Below are 24,620 nucleotides of genomic sequence, written 5' to 3'. Positions count from 1 at the left end.
ACGGACAACTGACAACGGACAACTGACAACGGACAACTGACTACTAATAATTCCCTGACCAAGCCCAGGGACAGTTAACGAAACACAAAAACTATGCCGGACAAACTCAAAGTTCTTTATCAAGGAAAAATCGTTCCCACACTGATGGATCAGTTTAAATATACTAATATCCATCAGGTGCCCAAACTGGTCAAAGTCACAGTGAACCGAGGTTTGGGAGAAGCATCTCAAAACGCTAAGGCACTGGATTCGTCGATCAACGAAATTAGCATCATCACCGGGCAAAAACCAGTGGTAACGCGGGCGAAAAAAGCGATCGCAGGCTTCAAAATCCGCAAAGGAGTACCCGTCGGCGTTATGGTGACGCTGCGCGGCGATCGGATGTACGATTTTCTCGATCGGCTGATCAACCTCGCACTCCCCCGAATTCGCGACTTCCGCGGCATCAGCCCCAAAAGCTTCGACGGGCGCGGCAACTACAGCTTGGGTCTGAGAGAACAGCTAATTTTTCCAGAAATAGAATATGACCGCATCGATCAAATTCGAGGCATGGACATTTCAATTATCACCACAGCAAACACCGACGAAGAAGGACGCGCCTTGCTTAAAGAAATGGGAATGCCGTTCCGGGACAACTAAGCACTAGAGTAAGAAGCAAAAGATGGCAGCTAACGATACCATAGCAGATATGTTGACGCGCATTCGCAATTCTTGCATGGCGCGCCACCAAACAACGCAAATTCCAGCTACAAAAATGACCCGCAGCATCGCCCAAGTCCTCAAAAGTGAAGGCTTTATCAGCGAATTTGAAGAAGCAGAACCAGAAGGGATCAAGCGACATTTAGTGCTTTCTCTAAAGTACAAAGGTAAAACTCGCAAGCCCATTATCACGGCACTTAAGCGAGTCAGCAAACCAGGACTGCGCGTTTACTCGAACCGTAAAGAATTGCCCAGAGTATTAGGCGGAATTGGCATAGCCATTATTTCCACCTCCAGTGGCATTATGACGGATAGAGAAGCTCGACGCCAAGGTTTGGGCGGTGAAGTGCTTTGTTATGTTTGGTAGTCATTAGTCATTAGTCATTAGTCACTGGTCGTTGGCAAGAGACTCAAAAATCAATAACTAAGGACTAATAACTAAGCACTAATAATCAAGGACTAATAACTAAAAACAAAGGACAAAAAAACTATGTCGCGAATTGGCAAGCGTCCGATTAGCATCCCCACGAAAGTCACCGTCACCCTAGACGGTCAAAAAGTAGCCGTCAAAGGCCCTAAAGGTGAACTTTCCCGAGTTATCCCAGCCGAAATCGTCATGGGAATTGAAGGCGAGACTTTACTCGTTACCCGCCGAGACGAATCTCGCGTCGCCAGACAACTGCACGGCTTGTGCCGCACCCTAGTCGCCAACATGGTCGAAGGTGTATCTCAAGGTTTTCAGCGGCGTCTCGAAATTATCGGCACAGGTTATCGGGCACAGGTTCAAGGACGGAACCTGATTTTAAACGTCGGTTACAGCAAACCCGTTGAAATGCCCCCTCCAGAAGGCATCACAATGGCAGTTGAAGGCAACACCAACGTCATTGTCTCCGGCATTGACAAAGAACTCGTAGGCAATACAGCAGCCCGCATCCGCGCGGTGCGTCCGCCCGAAGTCTACAAGGGCAAAGGCATTCGCTACAGCGGCGAAGTCGTCCGGCGCAAAGCTGGTAAAACAGGCAAAACAGGTAAGAAGTAACAATGAAGCTTACTCGCAAAGAATCAGTCCAGCGCAGACACCGCCGCGTTCGGCGCAAGGTGTTCGGCACCTCCGAACGTCCCAGACTAGCGGTATTTCGCTCAGAGCAGCACATCTACGCTCAAGTAATCGACGACACCGCCCAGCACACTTTGGCCGCCGCGTCAACCCTCGATCCCGAATTGAAGTCAACTCTCAGTTCTGGCGGCAACTGCTCCGCGAGCGTGCAAGTCGGTCAGTTGATTGCCAAACGCTGTTCCAGCGCTGGCATAGTCAAAGTCGTATTCGATCGGGGGGGCAACCTCTATCACGGTCGTGTCAAAGCCCTCGCAGAAGCAGCTCGCGAAGCGGGGTTAGACTTCTAGAGGGGGTAATGGGTAGCGGGTAATGAGTAATTAAAAAGTAAAAAGTCAAAAGTTGAAAGTTAAAAGGCAAAATCCAGATTTCTTCTATTTTTACTTTTTACTCAAACAATTACCACTTGCCGATCGCCTTTCACCAATTACTAATTCCCACAGGACAAAACTATGGCAGAACAAAAAGAACAGCGCAACAAGAAAAAAAGCAGCAGCAACAACAAAGGGCGCGAAAAAGAATCCGAATGGCAAGAACGGGTTGTTCAGATTCGGCGCGTTACCAAAGTAGTCAAAGGTGGTAAAAAACTCAGCTTCCGCGCCATAGTCATTATTGGCAACGAACGCGGTCAAGTTGGAGTAGGAGTCGGAAAAGCGAGCGACGTAATCGGTGCCGTTAAAAAAGGCGTCGCTGACGGCAAAAAGCACCTAATTGAAGTCCCCCTCACCAAATCTAACTCCATCCCTCACCCCATCAACGGTGACGGTGGCGGAGCTAAAGTGATGATGCGGCCGGCCGCACCCGGAACCGGGGTAATTGCAGGGGGAGCAGTGCGAACAGTTCTCGAACTAGCAGGAGTCCGCAACATCTTAGCCAAACAGCTAGGTTCTGGAAATCCCTTAAACAACGCCAGAGCCGCAGTCAATGCCCTCTCCACCCTCCGCACCTTGTCCGAAGTTGCTCAAGAGCGCGGAATTCCAGTAGAAAATCTCTACGGTTAGGGCACGCGAGGATGGGAAACTGTAAGTTTTGAGTGTTAAGTGCTTGCGGTGAAAATAAAAAAATCCGCAACTTAAAACTCACGCACTCAAAACTACTGCGTACCCCCTCTGTAAATACCAACTACCAATTACCAATTACTAAAACTATGAGATTGCAAGACGCCCGACCCAAAGCAGGCTCCCAAAAGCGCCCCCGACGCTTGGGCAGAGGTATTTCTGCCGGTCAAGGCGCGAGCTCCGGCAAAGGGATGCGCGGTCAAAAATCTAGAGCCGGTAGCGGCACTAGACCCGGTTTTGAAGGAGGTCAAAATCCTCTCTACCGCCGTCTCCCCAAGTTGAAAAGCTTCCCTCTAGTGAACCGGAAAGAGTACACTACCATTAATGTGAGTAAATTAGCATCGCTGCCAGCAAACACCGAAGTTACTCTCACCTCTCTGATCCAAGCAAAAATTGTCACCACAGACGACGGGCCGCTGAAAATCTTAGGAGATGGCGAACTGAATGTACCTTTGCAAGTGCGCGCCTCGGCTTTTACCGCAGGTGCTCGCACCAAAATTGAAGCTGCAGGCGGAAGTTGCGAATTAGTTGCGTGAAGATTTGAGGTTTGAGAGTCTGTCCAAATCTCAAATCCTCAAGCTTGCTATCAGAAAATGATTTAGTCGAAAATCCCAAATCTAAAATCCAAAATCGTAACTATGGACGTTAGTAGAGAGAAAGCGCCAACTGCACAAGAGACGTTCATGCAGATGGCTCAAGCTGCTGGTTTGCGAGGCCGCATCCTCGTAACAGTTGGTTTACTGATTTTAGTACGCCTGGGTGTCCACTTGCCAGTCCCCGGCATCGATCGAGTCGCCTTTGCCCAAAACGTCCAAAATAGCCCTTTAATTGGCTTTCTGGACTTGTTTTCAGGAGGCGGCTTGTCAGCGTTGGGGATTTTCGCGTTGGGGATTTTGCCCTACATTAATGCTTCAATTATTGTGCAACTTCTAACTGCGGCTCTGCCAAGCTTAGAAGACTTGCAGAAAAATGAAGGAGAAGCAGGGCGACGCAAAATTTCTCAAATTACTCGCTACGTTTCATTGGGCTGGGCAATTCTGCAAAGTATTGGCATTGCGATTTGGGTCAGCCCTTTTGCTCAATCTCCAGCGCCTTTATTCATAGCACAAACTGCTTTGGCTCTGACAGCCGGCTCAATGTTTGTGATGTGGATATCGGAAGTGGTGACGGAACGAGGTATCGGGAACGGAGCGTCGCTCCTGATTTTTATCAATATTGTGTCGGTATTGCCCCGCTCTTTGGGACAAACTTTTGAATTGGCTCAAAGCGGGGACACGCAAGTTGTCGGCCGCGTAGTCGTTCTGCTGCTGGTCTTTTTGGTAACGATTGTTGGGATTGTTTTTGTTCAGGAAGGTACTCGCCGCATTCCGATTATTTCGGCACGTCGCCAAGTCGGCCGCAAAGTTTATCGGGAGAGCCGGAGTTATCTGCCCCTGCGCTTGAATCAAGGTGGAGTGATGCCGATTATTTTTGCATCTTCGGTCTTGATTGTGCCTTCTTTCCTCGCTCAGTCTCTCAATAACCCGTTTTTGGTTCAAGTTGCTAATGTTTTGAGTCCGAACGGCCCTGCCCCTTGGGCTTACGCGCTGTTTTATCTAACTTTGATTCTGTTCTTCAGCTATTTCTACGCTTCGTTGATTGTCAACCCCGTAGATATGTCTCAGAACTTGAAGAAAATGGGCGCTAGCATTCCTGGAATTCGTCCGGGTCAGAAAACGAGTGATTATGTGGAGAAGGTTTTGAACCGTTTGACTTTCTTGGGAGCGATATTTCTCGGTCTGGTGGCCATTGTACCAACTGCTGTAGAAAGCGCGATCGGTGTGCAAACTTTTAGAGGTTTTGGCGCAACTTCCCTACTGATTCTAGTAGGTGTGGCGATCGAAACTGCTAAGCAAATTCAAACTTACGTCATCTCCCAGCGATATGAAGGAATGGTGAAGTAATCGCAATGAAATTGATTTTTATGGGGCCTCCAGGGGCGGGAAAAGGAACTCAGGCTCAGATATTAGCCGCTCACTGGAAAATACCCCACATTTCTACGGGCGATATCCTGCGCGCCTGCGTGGTTGCCAAAACTGCCCTGGGTCTAAAGGCGAAAGCCTACATGGATGCTGGTGAGTTGGTTCCCGACGAGTTATTGATGGATATCGTGCAAGAACGCATGAATCAACCAGATGCTAGTGCTGGTTGGATTCTGGACGGCTTTCCGCGCACTGTGGCACAGGCAGCGTTTTTTGACAAACTCCTTTGTGATGTTAGGGGTGCTGGGGGAAGTACGTCTGGTAAGGACTGCGATCTCAGAGCTGTCAATTTGGAGGTGCCTGACAACATTTTGGTGGCACGCCTGCTGTCGCGGGGCCGCCTCGATGACAATGAGGAGACGATCCGCCGCAGGTTGCAAGTTTATCGCGAGCAAACTGAGCCTTTGATTGAGTTTTACAGCGCCCGCCAACAGTTAGTTGCGGTTGATGGCGATCGCGACATGGAATTAATCACCGCAGAACTGCAGCAAGCTCTCTCGATCGACTCTTGAACCCTCTCAAGACAGCTTGTTACTCACAAGCTTTTGCTAAGATATGTTAACTAGGAGCTTTTTGTGCTATCAGGTTTTGTGAGGGTTGCTAGAGACCGGATTGAACTCGATACTAATTGCCAGAACTTTACTCAAGTAAAGCCAAAGTGAGCGGTTAATTGAGTCTTTAAGTTGATCGAGTCGCCCTAATTATTGCCCCCCGTTCCCGTTTGACTCCTACCAGTAAATAGGTTTTGAGGCCAACGCCGGGACACTCCTAGTTAATCAAATGTAGAGTTGAGGTAAATACCAAATTGTCTAAGCAAGATTTAATTGAAATGGAAGGGACAGTGACGGAATCCCTGCCCAATGCGATGTTTCGCGTTGACCTAGATAATGGGTTTAACGTGCTGGCTCACATTTCCGGCAAGATCCGCCGCAACTACATCAAAATTCTGCCTGGCGATCGCGTCAAAGTCGAATTGACTCCCTATGACTTGACCAAAGGCAGGATTACTTATCGCCTTCGGAAAAAATAGGCTTAGATAAAACTTTCTAAAAACTAATTCTAAGTTTAATTAGAGAGAATTTGGTAAAAAGCTTCAAATTTATGCTATAATGCTACGTTTGTAGTGTTGCCGAGAAGGGCGTCAACAACCCACCGGTGTACCGGGTTAAGTCATTGTTACACCGTAAAAGTATCGCTCGCCAACACTTTGGCGCAGGCGAACTTTACCCAGCAATGGGAGTGGGTGCAAGCGGGCTCCTTCATGAAACAACCCGCACTTTATACAATTTAATCGAGGAGAGGCCTACACCTTGCCCAGCCTCTCCTCCCACCGCTCTACGGGCAGTCCCAGCGTGCCTGTTCTCCGCTAGAGCGGGGTTCTCCAGGCAGGAAGAAAGATGAAAGTTCGAGCATCTGTCAAAAAAATTTGTGAGAAATGTCGCGTCATCCGCCGTCGCGGTCGAGTGATGGTGATATGCACTAACCCGAAACACAAACAGCGCCAAGGTTAGAAAAAAGCAAGATTGGGCAATGCACGCAGGTGCATCCTAATTGAACATTGTAGCCAAACAGGAAAACTAGGGAGACAAAAAGTGTGGCACGGATTGCCGGGGTAGACCTTCCACGCGATAAGCGCGTCGAAATAGGTCTGACATACATTTACGGAATAGGCTTGTCGCGGGCCCAAAAAATTATCGCTGCAACAGGCGTAAATCCTGACACTCGCGTCAAGGATTTAACAGAGGCCGACGTGACAGCTCTGCGGGCTCATGTAGAAACAACATACCAAATCGAAGGAGACCTCCGGCGCTGGGAGTCAATGAACATCAAGCGCCTGATGGACATCGGAACTTATCGCGGTCGGCGTCACCGTTTGGGTCTGCCGGTGCGGGGACAACGAACCCGTACCAACGCCAGAACCCGTCGTGGCGTCCGCCGAACAGTTGCGGGCAAGAAAAAGGCACCTTCCAAGAAGTAACATCTTTTTGGGAAAAATACGCTGGGGGCTGCTGGCTCCTAGCGCTTCGGGACATTAGTTGAGAGAAACGTTAAAGAGACTAATATGGCGCGACAACAAACAGGCAAGAAATCTGGTGCAAAAAAGCAGAAACGGAATGTACCCAATGGGGTAGGCTACATCCAGTCTACCTTTAACAACACGATAGTAACTATTACCGACCTCAACGGCGAAGTGATATCCTGGGCATCGGCAGGTTCCAGCGGTTTTAAAGGAGCTAAAAAGGGAACTCCCTTTGCAGCTCAAACAGCAGCAGAAAGTGCTGCCCGCAGAGCCAACGACCAAGGAATGCGCCAAATAGAAGTAATGGTGAGCGGGCCTGGAGCAGGTAGAGAAACTGCAATCCGGGCGCTGCAAGGGGCGGGACTGGAAATCACCCTGATTAGAGATGTTACCCCAATTCCTCACAACGGCTGTCGCCCTCCCAAGCGGCGTAGAGTCTAAAACGATTTGAGATTTTAGATTTTAGATTTTGGATAATGGCTAACTGCTTAAAGTCAAAAACTAATGGTTCTAACTGTTGCCCCGTCCATCCAAAATCCGAAATCCGTTCAGGGGTATGCTCTGCAATCTAAAATCCAAAATCAAAAATCCAAAGTGGAAAAGGGAGGTCACTCCGTGGCGCAGTTTCAAATTGAATGTATAGAGTCTAACACTGACAAAGACCGCAGTCAGTACGGAAAATTTGTCCTGGAACCGCTCGATCGCGGTCAGGGAACAACTGTTGGGAATGCGCTGAGGCGAGTTCTGCTGTCAAACTTAGAAGGAACGGCAGTAACTTCAGTCCGAATCGCGGGCGTCAATCACGAGTTTGCCACGATCGAAGGGGTACGTGAGGATGTTCTAGAAATTCTCCTGAACATGAAAGAGGTGGTCCTCAAAACTCATTCTCAGCAGCCGCAAATCGGCAGGTTGCGGATTGAGGGGCCTGTAACAGTTACGGCCGATCGATTCGATTTGCCCTCAGAGGTGGAATTGATCGATCGATCCCAGTACATTGCAACTCTCTCCCCAGGTTCAGTTCTGGAAATGGAATTCAGAATTGAAAAAGGCATCGGATACAGAGCAGTAGACCGCAGTCGGGATGATGGATCGGCTTTGGATTTTCTCCAAATTGACGCCATATTTATGCCGATTCGCCGAGTCAACTACAGCGTTGAAGATGCTCGGGTAGGCGGTACGGTCGAAAAAGACCGGCTGATTATGGAAATCTGGACTGATGGCAGCGTGACTCCTCAAGAAGCTTTGAGTCAATCTGCCAACATCCTGGTAGATTTATTTGCACCTCTCAAAGACATCACCCAAGATTCTCTCAAACCAGAGTATCCAGGTGAAGCCGATCCTACTAGCCAAATTCCGATCGAAGAATTGCAGTTGTCCGTCCGGGCTTACAACTGTCTCAAGCGGGCTCAGATCAACTCAGTCGCAGACTTATTGGATTATACCCAAGAAGACTTGCTCGAGATCAAGAACTTCGGGCAGAAGTCTGCCGAAGAAGTGATTGAAGCTTTACAAAAACGCTTGGGCATTACCTTGCCACAGGAAAAATCAGCTAAAAGTTAATCAACGGGTAACGGGTAAAAAAGTTCTGAATTTTAAGTAGGTGAGTTTTTAAGTTAAAGAAATCACCGCTCAAAACTCGCGGACTATCCCGGCACCCAATTACCAATTACCAATTACCAACTGCTATGCGTCACCGCTGTCGCGTTCCCCAACTCAGCAAACCGGCTGACCAGCGCCGCGCCCTACTGCGCTCGCTGACCACCGAATTAATCCGCCACGGTAAAATCACTACCACTCTAGCCCGCGCCAAAGCGCTACGCTCAGAGGCGGACAGGATGATTACCCTGGCCAAAGATGGCTCATTGGCCGCTCGCCGCCAAGCTATGGGCTATATCTACGATAAACAGTTAGTACACGCCCTGTTTGAGGCGGCACAAGAACGGTACGGATCGCGCAACGGCGGCTACACCCGCGTCGTGCGAACAGTCCCCCGTCAGGGAGACAATTCCGAAATGGCGATCGTTGAACTGGTTTAATTCAATTTTGGGTTGGAGATTTGTGATTTATGACTGACAATCCAAAATCCCCAATCGAAAATCCCCAATCGATACAGCGCGTTGCTCTAGTAATCCAATACCTCGGCACTAACTTTCACGGTTGGCAGCGACAGCCGAACCAGCGTACAGTACAAGAAGAAATTGAAACAGCAATATCGACTGTTCTGGAACGCCCGGTAACGCTGCACGCTGCTGGGAGAACCGATGCGGGAGTTCACGCCGCTGCTCAAGTAGCGCATTTTGATGCCCACGGCCCAATTCCGGCTCACCGCTGGGCAAGCGTTCTCAACTCTCGACTGGCAAAAGATATTTTAATTCGAGCTTCGGCAAAGGTGGAACCTACCTGGCACGCTCGGTTCTCAGCCAGTTGGCGGCGCTATCGCTACACCCTTTATACAGACCCGACCCCTAATTTGTTTGTGCGTCCTTTTGCTTGGCACTGCTATCACGCCCCTGTGGATGAATCTTTGATTCAGACAGCTTTGACACCGCTCATCGGGCGGCATCACCTGGCTGCTTTCCACCGCGCGGGATCTGCCCGCCCCCATTCCTGGGTGGACGTGCAAGCGGCCGAGTGTCAGCGTTCTGGGCCTCTTATCTATATTGAGGTTCAGGCGAGCGGGTTTCTGTACGGGATGATGCGGCTGCTGGTGGGGTTGCTGGTGCAGGTGGGTCGCGGGGAAAGGCCGATCGACAATTTCACAGATATCTGGGTCAACGAACGCCGAGAAATGGTAAAATATGCCGCTCCCGCTCAAGGTTTGTGCCTGCTGCGGGTTGGCTATTCAGAATTTCCCTTCCCCCCAGATGTGTGGTACGACACTCAGCCAAAATTAGTCATTAGTCATTAGTCATTAGTCATTAGTCATTAGTCATTAGTCATTAGTCATTAGGTAACTACTAATAAAAAACTAAGGACAACTAACAATTAAAAACTGACAACTGACAACTGACAACTGACAACTAACAACAGTTAACAGTTAATAGACAACTAACAACAAACAATGAACAAAACTTACGTCCCTACTCAAGACTCCCTAGAGCACAAGTGGTACGTGGTCGATGCCGCCGACCAGCGGCTGGGCCGTCTGGCAACTGAAGTTGCCATGTACCTCCGGGGGAAACACAAACCGACTTACACCCCTTCTATGGATACCGGCGACTTCGTAATAGTCATCAATGCTGACAAAATCGCTGTTACTGGCAAAAAACGCACCCAGAAAATCTACCGCCGCCATTCTGGAAGACCGGGCGGCATGAAAACAGAAACTTTTGCCAAATTGCAAGCACGTTTGCCCGAAAGAATTGTCGAAGAAGCGATACGAGGAATGCTGCCTCACACTTCTCTTGGCAGACAATTGTTTACTAAACTGAAGGTGTACGCTGGCCCCAACCACCCGCACCAAGCTCAAAAACCAGAAGAATTAATTGTTCACACGATTCCGGGAGGAAATGAGTAATGCAAGCAACAGATACATCCGGTCGCGCTGTGTACTGGGGTACCGGCCGCCGCAAGTGTTCCGTAGCGCGGGTGCGCTTGGTTCCCGGCACTGGCATACTGACAGTCAATGGTAAAGAGGGGGATTTGTACCTGCAATTCAACCCTACTTATTTGGCTCTGGCTAAGGCCCCTCTGGAAACTTTGGGTCTGGAAAATGAGTACGACATTTTGGTGAAAGTCGAAGGCGGTGGCTTAACAGGTCAGGCTGACTCGATTCGCTTGGGTGTCGCTAGAGCACTTTGTCAATTAGACCCGGACAACCGCAAGCCTCTGAAGACTGAGGGCTATTTGACTCGCGACCCGCGGGCAAAAGAACGGAAAAAGTACGGTTTGCGGAAAGCTCGCAAAGCTCCTCAATACTCGAAGCGGTAATCGAGGGAAGAAGGAAGAAGGAAGAAGGAAGAAGGAAGAAGGAAAAGGCAAAAATTATCTATCCAGATTTTATTGGCCTTTTTTTGAAGTTTATTTCCCATTCCTGATTCCTGGTTCCAACAGATATAAGGCAAAATTCGTGCAGTTGTTGGTGTACAAGTCCTGCGGCAGCTAAAATGGTTGTAAAGTCAAAAACTAGAGAGTAAAAACAATGGCAAAAGATGGCATTCACCCTGAGTGGTATCCCGAATCTCAGGTTTATTGCAACGGGGAACTTGTGATGACTGTGGGCTCAACTAGACCAAAGCTTCAAGTTGATGTCTGGTCGGGAAATCATCCTTTTTATACTGGCACTCAGAAGATTATTGATACTGAAGGTCGTGTGGAGCGCTTTATGCGGAAATACGGCATGACCGAGGTAGAAATGCCGAAGGCAGATGCTTCCTCTGGACCGCTGAAAATGGAAGATCCGAAAGCAGATGCTGCTAAGGCTGCTGGTAAAGGCAAAAAGAAGAAGTAGCCGGATTGTCATTTGTCCGCTGTTTGTTGAGAGTAGTTCTTTCTACTGGCAACTTACCGCCCTCGGATTTTAGATTTTAGATTGAAGACTTCGCTATGCAGGCAGTAGAGTTTGATCGCGTAGAGTTTGATCGACATTCTATCCTAACTGCTCTTGAGTTCTAAAATCTAAAATCTAAAATCTAAAATCTAAAATCGATCCGCCCTCGGATGGGAGAGTTTAGATCGAAGACTTCGCTATGCAGGCAGTTGAGTTCTATCGAGATTCTATCCCAACTGTTCTTCAAATCTAAAATCTAAAATCTAAAATCTAAAATCTAAAATCGATTGACAAAGGACAACTGACAATGGCTGAATCTTATTTGCTGGATAAATTGAAGTCGGTAGAGCAAACTTTTAATGAGTTGACTCGCCGCATGGCTGACCCGGATGTGGCTAGGGACAATCAAGAGTTTCAACGGGTAGCGAAAGCTCGATCGTCCTTGGAGGAAGTGGTCGATACTTTTGCTTTGTGGAAAACCACTCAGGAAGATTTAGTAGGTGCCCGACAGGTTCTCAAGGAAGCCGCGGGCGATCGAGATATGCAAGAAATGGCTGCGCTGGAAGTTCAGGAACTTGAGGCGAAGCTGGAGAGTTTGGAAAGTCGTTTGAAGGTTTTGCTGCTCCCCCGCGACCCGAACGATGACAAGAATATTATGCTGGAAATTCGGGCCGGTACTGGCGGTGATGAGGCTAGTATTTGGGCGGGAGATTTGCTGCGGCTGTATTCCCGTTACGCTCAAACTCAAGGCTGGCAGGTGAAGTTGGTGAGCGAGTCGCTGGCGGAAATGGGCGGGTTTAAAGAAGTGATTCTGGAAGTTACAGGCGACAGCGTTTACAGCAAGCTGAAGTTTGAGGCTGGGGTACACCGGGTGCAGCGAGTGCCTGTGACTGAAGCTGGCGGCCGGGTGCATACTTCGACGGCGACGGTGGCTGTGATGCCGGAGGTTGATGATGTGGAGATTCACATCGATCCGAAGGATATTGAGATGAGTACGGCTCGATCGGGCGGCGCTGGCGGTCAAAATGTGAACAAGGTGGAAACTGCTGCGGATTTGTTTCACAAGCCGACGGGAATTCGGATTTTCTGTACTGAGGAGCGCAGTCAGTTGCAGAATAAGGAGCGGGCGATGCAGATTTTGCGGGCTAAGCTCTATGAGATGAAGTTGCGGGAGCAGCAGGATGAGGTGAAGTCGCGGCGTTTGGCTCAGGTTGGTACTGGTTCGCGATCGGAGAAGATTCGCACTTACAACTATAAGGACAATCGGGCTACGGACCACCGTTTGGGGGAGAATTTCTCGCTCAATAGTGTTTTGGAAGGGGATATTGAGGGGATTATTCAAACTTGCATTTCTCAGGATCAGCAGGAACGTTTGGCTGAGTTGGCTGCTTCTACTAATTGATGGAGTGGTGGGGGGCTAGGCGCATTGTTTGCTCAGCCTCAGTTCCCTTGTTACGCGGGAGATCTGGTTGAGTAGGGCTTCCCAAATTGCATCGGCGATTGCCACTGGATATTTGAAATGTTCGAGGTCGTATTGTACAATGACTTCTAGGGGTGCTAGGATTTGCTGGTTTCGACAACTGGCAATTGCTGCGTTCGCCTCTTGTTCCCATCTGGCAAATAGTCTGTAGCTGAAAAAGGAACTGCATTTTTGTCCTTTCTTGTTCAGGTAAACGACTATTACTTGATGTTGTTTGGGGTAAACTTTGACTATGTGTTTTACGGGCATTCTCAGGGCTTCGGCTGCTTCTATTTTGGAGATTTGCCAGCGCTGGGGTTTTAGCCAACCGGAGGCTGTGAGGCTTTGACGGGTGTGGCTGGGCTTGTGAGTTTTTTGAGTCCGTCTCTTGGTCATTGCTATTTCTCCTAAATCCGTTTTCATTAAAATTAAAAAATTAAATCTAATTAAAAGAATATCTGTTAAATCTTCTCCTGTCAAGCAAGACAGGTAAATTTGTTGGTACACAAGTAAACTAGGAATTGTGGTTATCTCGTGGCTGATACCGTGGACGCAGAAGCTAAGAAAAAACTGAGTGAGGTTGTTAAATTAGCGCGGGGCTCGATGAGTCTGACTGCTTTTGGCAAGCTGTTGGGAGTTTCTGCTGCTTCTGTCTTGTATTGGGAAAAGGGGCAGGTAATTCCAGATACGAAAAATTTGACTCAGATTGCGACAAGAGCAGGCTTTACGATGGAAGAGCTCATGGCTCACCTCGAAGGCAAGCCGGTGCAGGAACCTCTGGATACCAACGAGCTGCTTAAGAAAATCCAATGTATGCCACTGAGTGACTTAGCAGTGATTGTTCGAGCTGGTATGGAGCGACTGGCTGCTGCTGCTGTAGCTTCTGGGAAGTATGGTTGATCTGGTACAAATCCCGATCGCCCTTAAAAATTTCCACCACTCGTGCATATCACAAACCGAGGAATTTGTCAAGGTCAAATCTACTTTGTTACGGAGTGCGATCGCCCTTATCGACTGACGCACTCCGACAAAGAAACCTGGTTTTTTACCGAATCTGCGGGATACAACGAAGTATTATCCTAAAAAACCCGGTTTCTGGGCCCCTATGCGATCGCCCTTATCAGAAAACCACTCGCCCTATCCCTGACTCAATATGTCTAAAAACTCTTGGACAATGCGATCGGATGTTTAACTTTATACCGATGTTCAAGCTGCAAATTTTAATTTTTATGGTGCTGCCCGATCGGCGATCGATACAATGATAGATATCCTAAATCTGTGTAGACGATGAACGTTATTCTTGCCATACCAGAAGAGCTGCAAACCTATATTGAGGCTCAAATTCAGGCAGGGGCTTATGCCAGTGCGGTAGAGTATTTTCTACATTTGGTGCAGCAAGATCGCCAGCGAAAACAGGCGCAAGCCAAACTAGAAGGTTTACTGCAAGAGGGTTTAGACTCGGATGGGGAACCCGTTACGGCTGCGTACTGGCAGAATTTGCGGGAATCGGTTTTGGGTGGCGATTCACAACCAGTATGAGCGATCGATTAATTGTCAAAAATCGTGCCACGCAGGATCTCAGACAACAGGCAAACTATATTCTGGTCAATGGAAATGCTCGTGCCCCCGTGCGATTTCTGGAGTTAGCCGAAGCCACTTTTGCCCAATTAGCCACGATACCGGGAATGGGAAAAGTCGTGCGATTGGTTTCTTTTGGAGTTTAGACTCAGCAGGTCAAAAAGTGCGCTCGCTGTGAGACTGACGAACTTTTATCAAGAACGGCAACGGTCGCTGGCGACAAGCTATCAGGTTCAACCATAAGATAGATGCCAGCGACCGTTGACGTTCTCTTTGACTGCCAACAAGAGAAAAAAACTGTCTGCGATAGTTTCAACAGACAGCGTAAGGGTAGAAGATTGAGAATTCAGCAAAAAATCTCAAATCTACCTGCAAGGAAGTTTGAACAATTATACGAATTTCGTCAACTTGCTTATGAATACCTTGGCAACGCTAAAGATGCCACCTTTGAACTGGCAGATGCCGTAATGACGACGCGCCACGTCTCATGTTTAGGAGATTTTGCTCTCAGTCCTTTATTTCGGCGTGAGTGGTCGAGTGTCTATGAAGCTATGCAAGATTGTAGACCAGACCCAGAAAAATTGATGCAACTATACATCCAACAGATGTCAGAAGTGGAACGCCCAGTATTGGTGATCGATCATACAGCATGGTTGAGACCCTATGCACCTACCCTCAAAGAGCGTACTTACGAACATCAACCCACCGCTTTGCCTTACGGCATACCTGTCGGTATCGGTCAGGGATATAGTACGCTCGCGTGGATACCTTCGAGCATCGGCAGTTGGGCACTTCCTTTGAGACACGAACGTATTATACCATTTTTTTAAAGATGTGATAGAGATAAAGAATGTAAAATCCAAGACCATCCGGTGAGAAAACCAATGACGCGATCGGTGAAAGATGCCAAAATTTCCTGGACTTTTGTGCGGAGTTCGTCAAGATTACTAAACACCGACTTTCGCTAAAGAATCTTTGAGATATTCCCACACTCTTTCTGTGGGATTTACTTCGGGACAAGCCGGAGGCTGAAATAGTAAAATAACATTGTCTGGTAATTCAGATGAGCCTAAATTATGAGCGGGTGCGTTATCAACTTGAATGATGTGTCATTCCGCAGGATATTGTCTTGACAAAAGTTGTAAATATGCTTCAAAACAAACTTTGTCTAAATGCGAAAACTCCCAAAAAAAACTTTTTCCATTAGCGATCAATACGGCTCCATACAGCCAAAAGCACTCAAACTTCCATTGATGCTTTCCGATTGGCTTTACGCCTGAAAGCGTCAGCTTACGCCGACGAATTGTATGCAGCCCTAAACGAGTTTCATCACGCTCACCAATAATTGACTTTTTTATATTTGTTTACTTGAGGTAAAGCTTTGTCTAGTAAAGCTTTTATCTGTTGATGTAAGTTATTTTTAAATTAATTAATTGCCGTAGATTTCTGAGAAATACTGCGAGGTCTGGGAATTTTTAATTTACTTTTTAATTCACCCCTAACTAAAGAATATACAGCCTGGTAACTACTGGCTATTCCTTTAATCAACCAGAGCCAGAGATGAACTTCTTGGTAACTCCGAAATCCTTCGGGGTCTCTCAACTCTTGTTGCAAGGTCGCTGCTATTTCAACTGAAAACTTTTTTGGGCGGCCAAAAACCTGCCGAGTTTTTAACAAATTTTCCAGACCGCCCTCTTTATATTGAGAGAGCCAGCGATGAATTGTTGCCTCACTTTTACCTAAAAGTGCGGATACTTCCCGCACAGTTTTTACTTGTTTTGACTGAAATAAATAAAGCATTTGAACTTTGTTATAAGCTAGGATTCTTTTTTGCTGTTTGAGGATTTCTCGTAAATTTTCTACAGATTCGGTAATCTTTATATGAGGACGACCAGACATTGTAATTGTCTCCTTTACTTTTAACACAAGTCTATCACATCTTTAAAAAAATGGTATTACGAGTTGGGAAAATCCGATCGCTAAAGGTGCTGAACAATTGGCACAAGTGTGTCAAAAGCTTCAACATCGACCAATCGCTTTATTTGATAGCGAGTATGGATGTGCCCAAGAGTGTAAAAGCCTGGTTGACTGACAAAAGTCAGTCAAGATCGGGATAAAAGCTGACCCAGACTGGATTAAAGAGAAAAAGAGGGATAAACTGTTTTTAACCAAAAAACCAGTATGAATCGAAATGATCGATCGCCCCTCTCATCTTCATCATAAACTAATGAAATTCGCAGGTCAATACAGTCAGTGGTCAGATTTAAGACATCTAGGAGTGATGTGTTGGATGATGGTTGGTTTGATTGTAGAAGGCAAGGTAAATCTAACCAAATGGCTCGACCATGTTTGCACCAAAGCACAAATAGCCCAAAGCACACAACGAAGATTGTCTCGATGGGTAAATAATCCTCGCATCAACCCAGCAAAACTTTATAGTCCTGTAGTGAAGGCCTCCTTTGCCAACTGGAAAGACTCAGAAATTTATCTGAGTTTTGATACCAGTATGTTATGGGATAAATATTGCATAATTCGGATCTGTGTTGTACATTTGGGCAGAGCGATTCCGGTGGGCTGGCGAGTACTCAAACACAAAAGTAGTAGTGTCAAAATCGATACTTATCAGGACCTCCTCAAGCGTGTCTCTAGGCTCCTACCAGTCGATGTCAAAGTCATTCTCTTGGCTGACAGGGGGTTTGCCAATGCCGAATTAGTCCGTTATGTCAGAAAATTAGGCTGGCACTGTCGAATCCGGATTAAAGGCAATTTTTGGCTGCGTCATCCACGGCAGGGGTGGCAGCGAGTGAGTCAATTTCCGGTAGCCATCGGCGAGGCAAAACTGATCCACAACGTTCAAATTCACAAATGTAACTCGCTCACAGATGTCCATCTAGCAATTGCGTGGGAATCTACGAATGGTGAACACTGGTACATTATTAGTACTGAACCTACTAATCTCCAAACTTTTCGGGAATATGGCCAACGCTTTACCATTGAGGAAAATTTTCTGGATGATAAATCCTCTGGATTCAATCTCGAAGACTCTAAACTCCGTTCCGCTCCAGCTCTTTCTCGACTGTGCTTGGTGTTAGCGATGACTACTTTGTTCTTGACTGCTCAAGGTGTTGAAGTTGTCATTTTAGGTCAGCGTCGCTGTGTAGAGCCACATTGGTATCGGGGTGCTAGCTACTTGAAAATTGGCTGGAGTTGGGTCAAACAAGCTCTGAACAAGGGCTGGAATTTAATTTCTGTTATCTCTTTTTCTACTAATATTGACCCCGAACCAGTCAAGGCTTCTCGTTTACAACATCAGCAAAGAACTTACCGAATTGAGTTTCAAGCTACCACTGTAGTTTGGGCTAATTAAACTTTTGTCAGTCAATCAGGTTCTTTACCCGTAGATGCTAAAGCGGAATGGTCGCGCTATTCGCCAACATTGGAGTATTGAAAATCAAGAACATGGGGTTTTAGATGTCACTTTCAATGAAGATCTATGTCGCATTCGGTCGTTGAATAGCCCTCGGAACTGGACTGTGATCAGACGGATGTCCCTGAATGCTGTCAATCAAGAAACCACTCTCAAGCGTAGCTTGCGACAGAAAAGGAAACGGGCTGCAATGAATGATGAATACATCATGCTTCTTCTCAAATCCTTTTGTCAAGACTGATTGAGATGCTCTTACCCTGTTCAGCAAGCCCTAGTTAAGAATCAGATTCTTGTTTCACCGCAGATGCACGCAGATAAACGCGGATTTAAGGTTTATCTGCGAGGGACGCAAGTTTATTTTTGCTTAGCCGCAGCTTTTTTCTTGGCTTCTTTTTCTGCTTTTTTAGCTGCTTTTTCTGCTTCAAGTTTGGCTAACTTGGCTAGCTCTTTTTCTTCAGCTATTTTATCGAGATAGTAGTGGTAATCTCCCAAATAAGGGCGAAACTCTCCGTCTCGAATCTCGACTATTTTGTTAGCGACTTGGGAGATGAAATAGCGATCGTGCGAAACGATAATTACGGTACCGTCATAATTCTGAATCGCCTCTTCCATCATCTCTTTCGCCGGAATGTCGAGGTGATTTGTCGGTTCGTCCAAAATCAGCAAATTCACGGGAGTCAACAGCATTTTTGCCAAAGCTAGGCGGGCTTTTTCGCCGCCGCTTAAAGCGCCAACCTGTTTGAATACTGTCTCGCCCGTAAATAAGAAACGGCCCAACAAAGTCCGAACTTCTTCATTTTTCCAGTCGGGAACTTCGTCGTGAATGGTTTGCATCACGGTTTTATTCAAATCTAAGGCCTCTGCCTGATTCTGTTCAAAGTAACCGGGGATGACGTTGTGACCTCCCAATTTGACCGTACCTTCAGTCGGCTTTTCCAAGCCCATAATCATCCGCAGCAGGGTGGATTTGCCCGCGCCGTTGGGGCCGAGAAAGGCAATGCGATCGCCCCTTTCAATTAATAAGTCGGCTCCCAAAAATAGGATTTTTTCGCCGTAGGTGTGTACCAAATCTTCAATTATTGCTACTTCGCGACCGCTGCGGGGTGCGGGGGGAAAGCGGAAATGCAAAGTTTTTAATCCGCCGGTGGGGGCTTCGATGCGTTCGATTTTGTCTAACTGTTTCTCGCGGCTTTTGGCTTGGGTGCTGCGAGTGGCGCTGGCGCGGAATTTTTCAACGAATGCTTGCTGTTTTTCGAGTTCTTTTTGCTGGCTTTCGTAGGCGCTGAGTTGGGCTTCTCTGGCTTCTGCTTTTTGCAGCAGGTAGGAGGAGTAGTTGCCGAGGTAGGTGCTGGAAACACCGCGTTCGGTTTCGACGATTTGCGTGCAGAGCCGATCAAGAAATTCCCGGTCATGGGATACGATTACCATCGGGGTTATTAGCCCTTTCAGGTAAACTTCCAGCCATTCGATGGTTTCTAAGTCGAGGTGGTTAGTAGGTTCGTCTAGCAGCAGGATGTCGGGTTTTTGCAGGAGAATTTTGCCTAAACTCATCCGCATTTGCCAGCCACCGCTGAAGGCGCTGACTAATCGATCGCCGTCTTCGGGTTCAAATCCGATTTCGGGCAGAATTTTCTCGATTTGGGCTTCTAAACCGTAGCCGTTTAAGCCTTCAAATTGCCGTTGCAGCCGATCCATTTTGTGGATCAGTTCGTCGAGATTTTCTGGGGTGGAGGCTTCCAAGTCTCGATGCACTTGCATCAGGGTTTCGTGGACTTCGTTGGCTTCGCTGAAGGCGCGCCAAAATTCTTCTCTGACGGTGCGAGTCGGATCTACTTCAAATTCTTGGGAGAGGTAGGCGATGTGGAGGCTGGCGGGGCGAATGACTTCGCCTGCGGTGGGTTCGATTTCGCCGGCGATGATTTTGAGTTGGGTGGATTTGCCGGCACCGTTGACGCCTACTAAGCCGATGCGATCGCCTGGCTTGACTTCCCAGGTGACATCTTTGAGTACGACGCCTGTGGGGTAAATTTTACTGATGTGTTCGAGTCGCAGCATTGTTGTGGGGACTGGGGAAGGGCAGGTTTAGCGGCGGATGGGATGCCGGCGCTGAGGTCGAGTTAATCTTAACAAATTTTAATTATATTTAGTGTATTGCCATATTTTGATTTGGTAGGAGTTACGCGAAGAAACGGGGTTCTCTGAAAAATCGCAGATTCTGGGCTAGAGATATAGGAAGAAACCCGGTTTCTGGCCTCGATGTGGGTTCAGGACTATTTGGGTGGGGCGATCCTCTTCGAGGGCTTCGCTAACGGGCGATCGTGTTGTTTCAGATTGAATTTCTCGCATAATGGTTGAGACTTCTGCACATTCAGGACTTACGCACGAACGCTATATATAGCGTACCCTCTTCCCAGACTAACTAGAGCGATTCCTGACGCTACCCCGGGCTAGAAAATCGCTTGAACTATTGCTAGATTTTATATTTTTTATTTTTTTTATAAGATTTTTTTCTGGATGGAGGGGACTTAAGAGAAAAGCTTGGCTGTAAAATAGCAGACGAGCAAAAAAATCTATTGCGTATGAAATTTACTACGCTTGACTACTGTCAATATTTACGCTCGCAGTCAAATTAATTATACGGTGACCAATCTGGCTGACCATCTCAAGCGGTGCAGCCACGATACTATTAATTTATTATTAAAAACTGAAAAAATTACTTCCCGGATGCTTTGGAAGCAAGTTAAGCTGATTATCCAAACTGATGAAGGAGGTTATCTTTTATTTGACGACACAGTTATTGATAAAAGATTTGCCACTAAAATCGAGCTGACTCGCCGACAATATAGTGGAAACGAAAAACGGGTAATTCGGGGGATTGGTCTAGTTACTTGCATCTATGTCAATCCCAAAAAAGGGCTTTTTTGGATAGTGGATTACCGCATTTATGACCCTGATGGAGACGGAAAGACTAAACTAGACCATGTAGAAGATATGCTCAAAGGTATAGTCTATCACAAGCAATTGCCTTTTGGGAGCGTCAGCCATGGATAGTTGGTATGCTACAAAAGATTTAATGCTGTTGATTGATAGCTTGGGTAAGTTTTACTACTGTCCGCTTAAAAGAAATCGATTAGTTGATGATACAGGAGGGGTAGAAAAGTACAAACGAATTGAAGATTTAACGTGGAGTAATGCTGAAAATGAGTCAGGTAAAATTGTAAAAATTAAAGGATTTGCCAAGCTTAAAAAAGTGAAATTATTTCGGGTAGTTGCCTCAAACGGTGACACGGAATATGTTGCTACCAACGATATGTCTCAGTTTTCTACGGATGACGTTAAAGATTTATGCGCCAATCGATGGAAAATTGAGGAGTTTCACAGAGAACTGAAACAACTGACTGGAGTTGACAAGTGCCAGTGTAGAAAAGCCCGGATTCAAAGAAATCATATTGGGTGCGCTATTCTAGTCTGGCTGAGGTTAAAATACCTCGCCAATCAGATGAATTTGACTATCTATCAACGATAAACTTGGACTGTTATCAGACTATTTAAGTCGGGAACTACAAACCCCCACTCTTAAGATGACCTTGGTCTAGTTTGGGCTTTTATATTTCAATTTCCTGGGGTTGATGAGCGTGGGTTTTAAAGCTGTATCCAGTCCGAAAGGCTTAGCCTTCTCTCTTAAGCCAAACCCTACATATAGCGTTCATGCGTAAGTCCTGACATTATAATAGTCAGTGTCAACCTCGATCACAAAAGAGAGTGATCGTGCCAGCAAGAGGCATTTATCATCAAGTTGTCAAACAGGCTCTCATTAAGGCTGGCTGGACAATTACCCATGATCCGTATCCCTTGGCTTGGGCGAAGAGAAACCTATCGATATTGGTGCCGAACAGCTATTAGCTGCTGAGAACAACGAGCGCAAGATAGCCGTTGAAGTTAAAAGTTTTATCAGAGAGTCGAGAATTGCAGATTTAGAGCAAGCTTTGGGTCAATATACTCTTTACTATGACATCTTAAAACGGACGGAATCCGAAAGACAACTGTATCTTGCTATGCCACTAAATGCTTTTACAGAGCTTTTTGAAGGAGAAAAATCTCTCAGATATTGCTAGATAATAACCGCCTAGATTGGTGGTTTTCAACCAAAAAATAGAGTAAATAGTACAATGGGTACCTTAAATAATTATCGCAAATTTGTTAATCAGCTTCTGACTGAATACGCTGAGATTCCCGTTTGTGACAGTGGGACTCAAAATTAAATAATTTTTGATTTGGGAAATGACCGTTATATGTTAATAAATATAGGTTGGTTGAATGAGCAGCGTATTTACCATTTCGTGATTTATATTGATATTATTGACGGTCAGGTGTGGATTCAAGCAAATAATACCGATCGCCTGATTGCTGAGGAGCTAGTTGCAGCGGGAATTCCGGCCAAATCAATTGTTTTGGGGCTTCAACCGCCTGATGTTAGACCTCATACTGCTTATGGAGTGCTACTAGGGAGCAGCAGCGAGAATCTTTGAAAGTATGATGGAGTGGAAGCGATTTGAGTGGGAAGGCGAGTCCCTACGGGATAGCTTCGCTTCACGTACTTCAAAAACTTTTAAAGCAGGCGATAGGAGAAGGTTGTAGAAAAGTGAGGGTGAGAAGGTGCTAGCTTTTAGGAGTGAAAGGGCGATCATAATTCAATCTCCTGTTTTCTACAAGTGTGTCAATAAGTTTATGTGACCAGGATTTTGACTACACAGCAATACCGCAATCTGACAAACGCTTTAATAAATTTAGTACAATAAGATTATTGATTTTATTTTCCCTTAACCCAGGATATCCTCCTGCCGGGTTCGCTGTGGGAAGATGTCCATATGGAGCCTGGATTGAAAAAGTAAGATGTTATAACTACTTTTTAGACCACTACTGCCGTCATCGTAAGGAGCGAACCATCCTATGAGTTTATTAAAGTTACTTTCTAATTCCATTTCTTTCTTCATCTCTTCATAGTAATTTCCTTGTAGACGAAGCAGAATAAATAGTGCATCCTCTCGTATTCCTAACAGAATTCGCCTTTGTACACTCAACCCAAAGCGACCATTGCTATATTTAAGCCAAAGTCGATCTATAGTACAAATGTCTTCACAGGGGGTGTGTTTAGCAGTTACAGCACTTCCGGATGTTATGAGGTACAATAGAATCAACTAAAAATAATACACCAATGAAAGCATATTCAGTAGATTTGCGAACAAAAATAGTAGCAGCTCATCCAGGGTAAGCGCACCTCAAACGCAGTTGCCATCTAGGTTGTAGGACTGCTACTTTGAGAGAGTTCAGGGAGTGCTGCGACTAATACCTTCACCATATAGTCATCGCTCATCGCAGCCAGTCTCGTTTTCTGGACTAAACTGCGTTTTTTGCCTGTGGATTCTCGATTGAGGGCATTGAGGGCGAACCGTCGTAAAACCGCCAGGTTCTGGGGACCGTGCATCGACCGCACCCGACAGGCATCTTCACCAAAGGTGACATCGAGAACCCAATGTTGGGAGTTCTCAATGCCCCAGTGCTGTCGAATGGCACCGCCAATGCGCGGGTTATCGGCGTCCAGACTCGTGAGGTAAAACTGGATCTCATGGGTGGTTTTATGCCACAACTGACGGGTTCGTTCAACGATGACAATGGTCCGCAATCCTACCCAGCCATCGGCTTCATGCACTGAGGCAAAGGCGTTCAGGGGAATGGTCCACACCTGCCGCTTTTCGATGCGGTGATGGCCGGATTCCACCGTGTAGTCTGCACTTTTGGGTAAGGTGTTCTCAATCTGGGCCGTCTCAAACCAGGTCTGAACTTGCTGGAAGAGGGTCGGATGATTCTTTTTTAAACAGAGGATGTAGTCGGCGTTTGCCCCTTGAATCTGCGCTGCAATCGTTTTTTGAGTGCCCATGGCATCCAGGGTGACAATGCAGCCTGTAATATCCAGCAGTTCGAGCAAGGCGGGAATAGCCGTGATTTCATTGGATTTATGCCGGACTTTCGTTTGACCTAAGACCAAGCGATGGTCTGCGGCCCAGGCACTGACCAAATATAAGCACTTTTTTCGATTGTGGCGATCATAGGAACCCCTCAGTTGCTTGCCATCAATGGCAATGACTTGAACGCCGAGGTCCGTGACTAAGGTGCGAACCCAGTTCTCGAACGTGGCTTCCATCTGTTTGGGGTGAAGACGTTCCATCACCCGCCGAAAGGTATCTGGGCTGGGGATGCCATTGGGTAGTGCCAAGAAGGTCCAAAGCCAAGCTTGTTTGCCGCTGCCATAGAGTTCCATCGCTTCCCAGCCTTGTCCGCCTGCAATTGTGGAGAGAATCGCAATGATGAGAATATCGGATAAATGATGCCATTGTCCCCGTTCGACGGGCGGGATCTGCGACTGATTTGAAACAATCTACTAAGCCTTGGCTTAAGGCTGATATTTCTAAGGGAACCGCACGAGGTGTGGTCAGTTCAACAGCGGGCGCAAATCCTTGAGACATAACGGGAACCAAGATGTGGGAACATCCTCCAGTGTCACCTTGTGTCAGCCTCCAAGCGGGGAAATCTCACAAACCTTTAGCATTGCACCTTTAATTTCAGGATCTGGCTTATTAATCTGTATCCTGAGCTACTATTTAACGTGCGCTTACCCTGGCAGCTCATCAAGATCAGAAGCTGTCGATCAGAAAAACAGCAGCGATATTTTCCGTCAGTAAAAGCTCTTTTCAAAA

General features: G+C 46.8%; 30 protein-coding genes and 4 pseudogenes. 29 read left to right on the top strand and 5 right to left on the bottom strand.

The genetic code is table 11. The features are described from left to right. Positions 1–93: 93 nt before the first annotated feature. The 19 genes from rplE to prfA all read left to right on the top strand — a co-directional run bounded on the left by rplE (position 94) and on the right by prfA (position 12,803). Positions 94–639: a 50S ribosomal protein L5 gene (gene rplE / locus QUA07_RS04145; protein WP_333082089.1), complete on the top strand. Its 546-nt coding sequence runs from the start codon at positions 94–96 to the stop codon at positions 637–639. Positions 640–661: 22 nt separating this feature from the next. Further along, complete coding sequence (gene rpsH / locus QUA07_RS04140) at positions 662–1,066, top strand: 30S ribosomal protein S8 (RefSeq protein WP_332978141.1); 405 nt, start codon at positions 662–664, stop codon at positions 1,064–1,066. A gap of 123 nt (positions 1,067–1,189) precedes the next feature. Continuing rightward, positions 1,190–1,738 (top strand): 50S ribosomal protein L6, encoded by a 549-nt coding sequence (rplF, locus tag QUA07_RS04135; RefSeq protein WP_333322847.1) that lies wholly within the window; start codon positions 1,190–1,192, stop codon positions 1,736–1,738. Between the two features lie 2 nt (positions 1,739–1,740). Continuing rightward, positions 1,741–2,103: a 50S ribosomal protein L18 gene (rplR, locus tag QUA07_RS04130; protein WP_006634986.1), complete on the top strand. Its 363-nt coding sequence runs from the start codon at positions 1,741–1,743 to the stop codon at positions 2,101–2,103. Between the two features lie 162 nt (positions 2,104–2,265). Then, positions 2,266–2,814, top strand: a complete 549-nt coding sequence (gene rpsE / locus QUA07_RS04125) for a 30S ribosomal protein S5 (RefSeq protein ID WP_190745441.1) — start codon at positions 2,266–2,268, stop codon at positions 2,812–2,814. A 146-nt stretch (positions 2,815–2,960) separates the two neighbouring features. Next, on the top strand, positions 2,961–3,407 hold the full coding sequence (rplO, locus tag QUA07_RS04120) for a 50S ribosomal protein L15 (RefSeq protein ID WP_006634984.1): 447 nt from the start codon (positions 2,961–2,963) through the stop codon (positions 3,405–3,407). A 102-nt stretch (positions 3,408–3,509) separates the two neighbouring features. After that, a complete protein-coding gene (gene secY, locus QUA07_RS04115) occupies positions 3,510–4,814 on the top strand; it encodes a preprotein translocase subunit SecY (RefSeq protein WP_333082087.1) in 1,305 nt (434 codons plus the stop codon). 5 nt (positions 4,815–4,819) lie between these two features. After that, on the top strand, positions 4,820–5,404 hold the full coding sequence (locus QUA07_RS04110) for an adenylate kinase (RefSeq protein ID WP_333322845.1): 585 nt from the start codon (positions 4,820–4,822) through the stop codon (positions 5,402–5,404). Between the two features lie 293 nt (positions 5,405–5,697). Continuing rightward, positions 5,698–5,922, top strand: a complete 225-nt coding sequence (infA, locus tag QUA07_RS04105) for a translation initiation factor IF-1 (protein WP_006276978.1) — start codon at positions 5,698–5,700, stop codon at positions 5,920–5,922. Positions 5,923–6,289: 367 nt separating this feature from the next. Next, complete coding sequence (gene rpmJ / locus QUA07_RS04100; protein ID WP_015178722.1) at positions 6,290–6,403, top strand: 50S ribosomal protein L36; 114 nt, start codon at positions 6,290–6,292, stop codon at positions 6,401–6,403. Positions 6,404–6,486: 83 nt separating this feature from the next. Further along, on the top strand, positions 6,487–6,870 hold the full coding sequence (gene rpsM, locus QUA07_RS04095; protein WP_006634981.1) for a 30S ribosomal protein S13: 384 nt from the start codon (positions 6,487–6,489) through the stop codon (positions 6,868–6,870). Positions 6,871–6,954: 84 nt separating this feature from the next. Then, positions 6,955–7,353 (top strand): 30S ribosomal protein S11, encoded by a 399-nt coding sequence (rpsK, locus tag QUA07_RS04090; protein ID WP_006634980.1) that lies wholly within the window; start codon positions 6,955–6,957, stop codon positions 7,351–7,353. Positions 7,354–7,527: 174 nt separating this feature from the next. Then, positions 7,528–8,472 carry a DNA-directed RNA polymerase subunit alpha gene (locus QUA07_RS04085; protein WP_202798589.1) on the top strand — a complete coding sequence of 315 codons (945 nt, stop codon included), beginning with the start codon at positions 7,528–7,530 and terminating at the stop codon, positions 8,470–8,472. 125 nt (positions 8,473–8,597) lie between these two features. Then, a complete protein-coding gene (gene rplQ / locus QUA07_RS04080; RefSeq protein WP_242719721.1) occupies positions 8,598–8,948 on the top strand; it encodes a 50S ribosomal protein L17 in 351 nt (116 codons plus the stop codon). A gap of 29 nt (positions 8,949–8,977) precedes the next feature. Beyond that, the gene (truA, locus tag QUA07_RS04075) at positions 8,978–9,820 is read left to right on the top strand and encodes a tRNA pseudouridine(38-40) synthase TruA (protein ID WP_190745434.1); all 843 of its coding nucleotides are present in this window, start codon (positions 8,978–8,980) and stop codon (positions 9,818–9,820) included. 153 nt (positions 9,821–9,973) lie between these two features. Next, positions 9,974–10,429, top strand: a complete 456-nt coding sequence (gene rplM, locus QUA07_RS04070; protein ID WP_015178725.1) for a 50S ribosomal protein L13 — start codon at positions 9,974–9,976, stop codon at positions 10,427–10,429. Continuing rightward, positions 10,429–10,842 (top strand): 30S ribosomal protein S9, encoded by a 414-nt coding sequence (gene rpsI, locus QUA07_RS04065; protein WP_194067224.1) that lies wholly within the window; start codon positions 10,429–10,431, stop codon positions 10,840–10,842. Before rplM ends, rpsI begins: the two co-directional genes overlap by 1 nt. A 211-nt stretch (positions 10,843–11,053) precedes the next feature. Beyond that, positions 11,054–11,362: a 50S ribosomal protein L31 gene (gene rpmE, locus QUA07_RS04060; RefSeq protein WP_333059812.1), complete on the top strand. Its 309-nt coding sequence runs from the start codon at positions 11,054–11,056 to the stop codon at positions 11,360–11,362. Positions 11,363–11,708: 346 nt separating this feature from the next. Next, positions 11,709–12,803, top strand: a complete 1,095-nt coding sequence (prfA, locus tag QUA07_RS04055; RefSeq protein ID WP_333039635.1) for a peptide chain release factor 1 — start codon at positions 11,709–11,711, stop codon at positions 12,801–12,803. A 15-nt stretch (positions 12,804–12,818) separates the two neighbouring features. Here prfA and QUA07_RS04050 read toward each other — a convergent pair whose 3' ends face one another. Then, positions 12,819–13,256, bottom strand: a complete 438-nt coding sequence (locus QUA07_RS04050) for a hypothetical protein (protein ID WP_333322843.1) — start codon at positions 13,254–13,256, stop codon at positions 12,819–12,821. 138 nt (positions 13,257–13,394) lie between these two features. Between QUA07_RS04050 and QUA07_RS04045 the strand changes: the two genes are divergently transcribed. The 5 genes from QUA07_RS04045 to QUA07_RS04025 all read left to right on the top strand — a co-directional run bounded on the left by QUA07_RS04045 (position 13,395) and on the right by QUA07_RS04025 (position 15,268). Beyond that, positions 13,395–13,760, top strand: coding sequence for a helix-turn-helix transcriptional regulator (locus QUA07_RS04045; RefSeq protein ID WP_333121186.1), 366 nt, complete (start codon positions 13,395–13,397; stop codon positions 13,758–13,760). Between the two features lie 42 nt (positions 13,761–13,802). Then, entirely contained in the window at positions 13,803–13,943 is a 141-nt protein-coding gene (locus QUA07_RS04040) for a hypothetical protein (RefSeq protein WP_333322841.1), read from the top strand. Between the two features lie 204 nt (positions 13,944–14,147). Beyond that, positions 14,148–14,399, top strand: coding sequence for a hypothetical protein (locus QUA07_RS04035; RefSeq protein ID WP_333322840.1), 252 nt, complete (start codon positions 14,148–14,150; stop codon positions 14,397–14,399). Beyond that, positions 14,396–14,584, top strand: coding sequence for a type II toxin-antitoxin system RelE/ParE family toxin (locus tag QUA07_RS04030; protein ID WP_333322839.1), 189 nt, complete (start codon positions 14,396–14,398; stop codon positions 14,582–14,584). Before QUA07_RS04035 ends, QUA07_RS04030 begins: the two co-directional genes overlap by 4 nt. 102 nt (positions 14,585–14,686) lie before the next feature. Continuing rightward, entirely contained in the window at positions 14,687–15,268 is a 582-nt protein-coding gene (locus QUA07_RS04025; protein WP_333322838.1) for a hypothetical protein, read from the top strand. Here the strand turns inward: QUA07_RS04025 and QUA07_RS04020 are convergent. Then, positions 15,265–16,337, bottom strand: a pseudogene (locus tag QUA07_RS04020) (IS630 family transposase). The gene QUA07_RS04025 and the pseudogene QUA07_RS04020 sit on opposite strands and share 4 nt — an antisense overlap. 328 nt (positions 16,338–16,665) lie before the next feature. On the opposite strand from QUA07_RS04020, the gene QUA07_RS04015 reads away from it, so the two are divergent. Beyond that, positions 16,666–17,805, top strand: a complete 1,140-nt coding sequence (locus tag QUA07_RS04015) for a transposase (RefSeq protein ID WP_333322837.1) — start codon at positions 16,666–16,668, stop codon at positions 17,803–17,805. Positions 17,806–17,839: 34 nt separating this feature from the next. Next, entirely contained in the window at positions 17,840–18,106 is a 267-nt protein-coding gene (locus QUA07_RS04010; RefSeq protein WP_445305867.1) for a transposase, read from the top strand. Positions 18,107–18,219: 113 nt separating this feature from the next. Here QUA07_RS04010 and QUA07_RS04005 read toward each other — a convergent pair whose 3' ends face one another. Then, a complete protein-coding gene (locus tag QUA07_RS04005; protein WP_333322835.1) occupies positions 18,220–19,920 on the bottom strand; it encodes an ABC-F family ATP-binding cassette domain-containing protein in 1,701 nt (566 codons plus the stop codon). A gap of 524 nt (positions 19,921–20,444) precedes the next feature. Here QUA07_RS04005 and QUA07_RS04000 point away from each other — a divergent pair. The 3 genes and pseudogenes from QUA07_RS04000 to QUA07_RS03990 all read left to right on the top strand — a co-directional run bounded on the left by QUA07_RS04000 (position 20,445) and on the right by QUA07_RS03990 (position 22,394). After that, positions 20,445–21,461 (top strand): annotated as a pseudogene (locus QUA07_RS04000) (IS701 family transposase). Positions 21,462–21,627: 166 nt separating this feature from the next. Continuing rightward, positions 21,628–21,980 (top strand): annotated as a pseudogene (locus QUA07_RS03995) (element excision factor XisH family protein). Between the two features lie 177 nt (positions 21,981–22,157). Further along, positions 22,158–22,394 carry an element excision factor XisI family protein gene (locus QUA07_RS03990; RefSeq protein ID WP_333322832.1) on the top strand — a complete coding sequence of 79 codons (237 nt, stop codon included), beginning with the start codon at positions 22,158–22,160 and terminating at the stop codon, positions 22,392–22,394. Positions 22,395–22,685: 291 nt separating this feature from the next. Here the strand turns inward: QUA07_RS03990 and QUA07_RS03985 are convergent, their stop codons facing one another. After that, positions 22,686–23,054, bottom strand: a complete 369-nt coding sequence (locus QUA07_RS03985; protein WP_333322831.1) for a GUN4 domain-containing protein — start codon at positions 23,052–23,054, stop codon at positions 22,686–22,688. A 107-nt stretch (positions 23,055–23,161) separates the two neighbouring features. Beyond that, positions 23,162–24,389 (bottom strand): annotated as a pseudogene (locus QUA07_RS03980) (ISAs1 family transposase). Between the last annotated feature and the right edge of the window lie 231 nt (positions 24,390–24,620).

It is taken from the genome of Microcoleus sp. T3_A4 (genome assembly GCF_036700465.1).
GTDB lineage: Bacteria > Cyanobacteriota > Cyanobacteriia > Cyanobacteriales > Microcoleaceae > Microcoleus.
Note: the sequence above shows the minus strand (reverse complement) of the source record. Positions and strands in the feature narration are given on the sequence as shown.

Excerpts from the sequence above, each read along its gene's own strand:
- rpsI (WP_194067224.1), top strand. The coding sequence starts at position 10,429 with ATGCAAGCAACAGATACATCCGGTCGCGCTGTGTACTGGGGTACCGGC.
- QUA07_RS04010 (WP_445305867.1), top strand. The coding sequence starts at position 17,840 with ATGCTAAAGCGGAATGGTCGCGCTATTCGCCAACATTGGAGTATTGAA.
- QUA07_RS03990 (WP_333322832.1), top strand. The coding sequence starts at position 22,158 with ATGTTAATAAATATAGGTTGGTTGAATGAGCAGCGTATTTACCATTTC.
- rpsK (WP_006634980.1), top strand. The coding sequence starts at position 6,955 with ATGGCGCGACAACAAACAGGCAAGAAATCTGGTGCAAAAAAGCAGAAA.
- rplQ (WP_242719721.1), top strand. The coding sequence starts at position 8,598 with ATGCGTCACCGCTGTCGCGTTCCCCAACTCAGCAAACCGGCTGACCAG.
- QUA07_RS04110 (WP_333322845.1), top strand. The coding sequence starts at position 4,820 with ATGAAATTGATTTTTATGGGGCCTCCAGGGGCGGGAAAAGGAACTCAG.
- QUA07_RS04035 (WP_333322840.1), top strand. The coding sequence starts at position 14,148 with ATGAACGTTATTCTTGCCATACCAGAAGAGCTGCAAACCTATATTGAG.
- rplR (WP_006634986.1), top strand. The coding sequence starts at position 1,741 with ATGAAGCTTACTCGCAAAGAATCAGTCCAGCGCAGACACCGCCGCGTT.
- rplF (WP_333322847.1), top strand. The coding sequence starts at position 1,190 with ATGTCGCGAATTGGCAAGCGTCCGATTAGCATCCCCACGAAAGTCACC.
- rpmE (WP_333059812.1), top strand. The coding sequence starts at position 11,054 with ATGGCAAAAGATGGCATTCACCCTGAGTGGTATCCCGAATCTCAGGTT.
- QUA07_RS04005 (WP_333322835.1), bottom strand. The coding sequence starts at position 19,920 with ATGCTGCGACTCGAACACATCAGTAAAATTTACCCCACAGGCGTCGTA.
- secY (WP_333082087.1), top strand. The coding sequence starts at position 3,510 with ATGGACGTTAGTAGAGAGAAAGCGCCAACTGCACAAGAGACGTTCATG.
- rpsE (WP_190745441.1), top strand. The coding sequence starts at position 2,266 with ATGGCAGAACAAAAAGAACAGCGCAACAAGAAAAAAAGCAGCAGCAAC.
- QUA07_RS04050 (WP_333322843.1), bottom strand. The coding sequence starts at position 13,256 with ATGACCAAGAGACGGACTCAAAAAACTCACAAGCCCAGCCACACCCGT.
- rplE (WP_333082089.1), top strand. The coding sequence starts at position 94 with ATGCCGGACAAACTCAAAGTTCTTTATCAAGGAAAAATCGTTCCCACA.
- prfA (WP_333039635.1), top strand. The coding sequence starts at position 11,709 with ATGGCTGAATCTTATTTGCTGGATAAATTGAAGTCGGTAGAGCAAACT.
- rpmJ (WP_015178722.1), top strand. The coding sequence starts at position 6,290 with ATGAAAGTTCGAGCATCTGTCAAAAAAATTTGTGAGAAATGTCGCGTC.
- rplO (WP_006634984.1), top strand. The coding sequence starts at position 2,961 with ATGAGATTGCAAGACGCCCGACCCAAAGCAGGCTCCCAAAAGCGCCCC.
- rpsH (WP_332978141.1), top strand. The coding sequence starts at position 662 with ATGGCAGCTAACGATACCATAGCAGATATGTTGACGCGCATTCGCAAT.
- QUA07_RS04025 (WP_333322838.1), top strand. The coding sequence starts at position 14,687 with ATGCCAGCGACCGTTGACGTTCTCTTTGACTGCCAACAAGAGAAAAAA.
- QUA07_RS04015 (WP_333322837.1), top strand. The coding sequence starts at position 16,666 with ATGAAATTCGCAGGTCAATACAGTCAGTGGTCAGATTTAAGACATCTA.
- QUA07_RS04030 (WP_333322839.1), top strand. The coding sequence starts at position 14,396 with ATGAGCGATCGATTAATTGTCAAAAATCGTGCCACGCAGGATCTCAGA.
- rplM (WP_015178725.1), top strand. The coding sequence starts at position 9,974 with ATGAACAAAACTTACGTCCCTACTCAAGACTCCCTAGAGCACAAGTGG.
- truA (WP_190745434.1), top strand. The coding sequence starts at position 8,978 with ATGACTGACAATCCAAAATCCCCAATCGAAAATCCCCAATCGATACAG.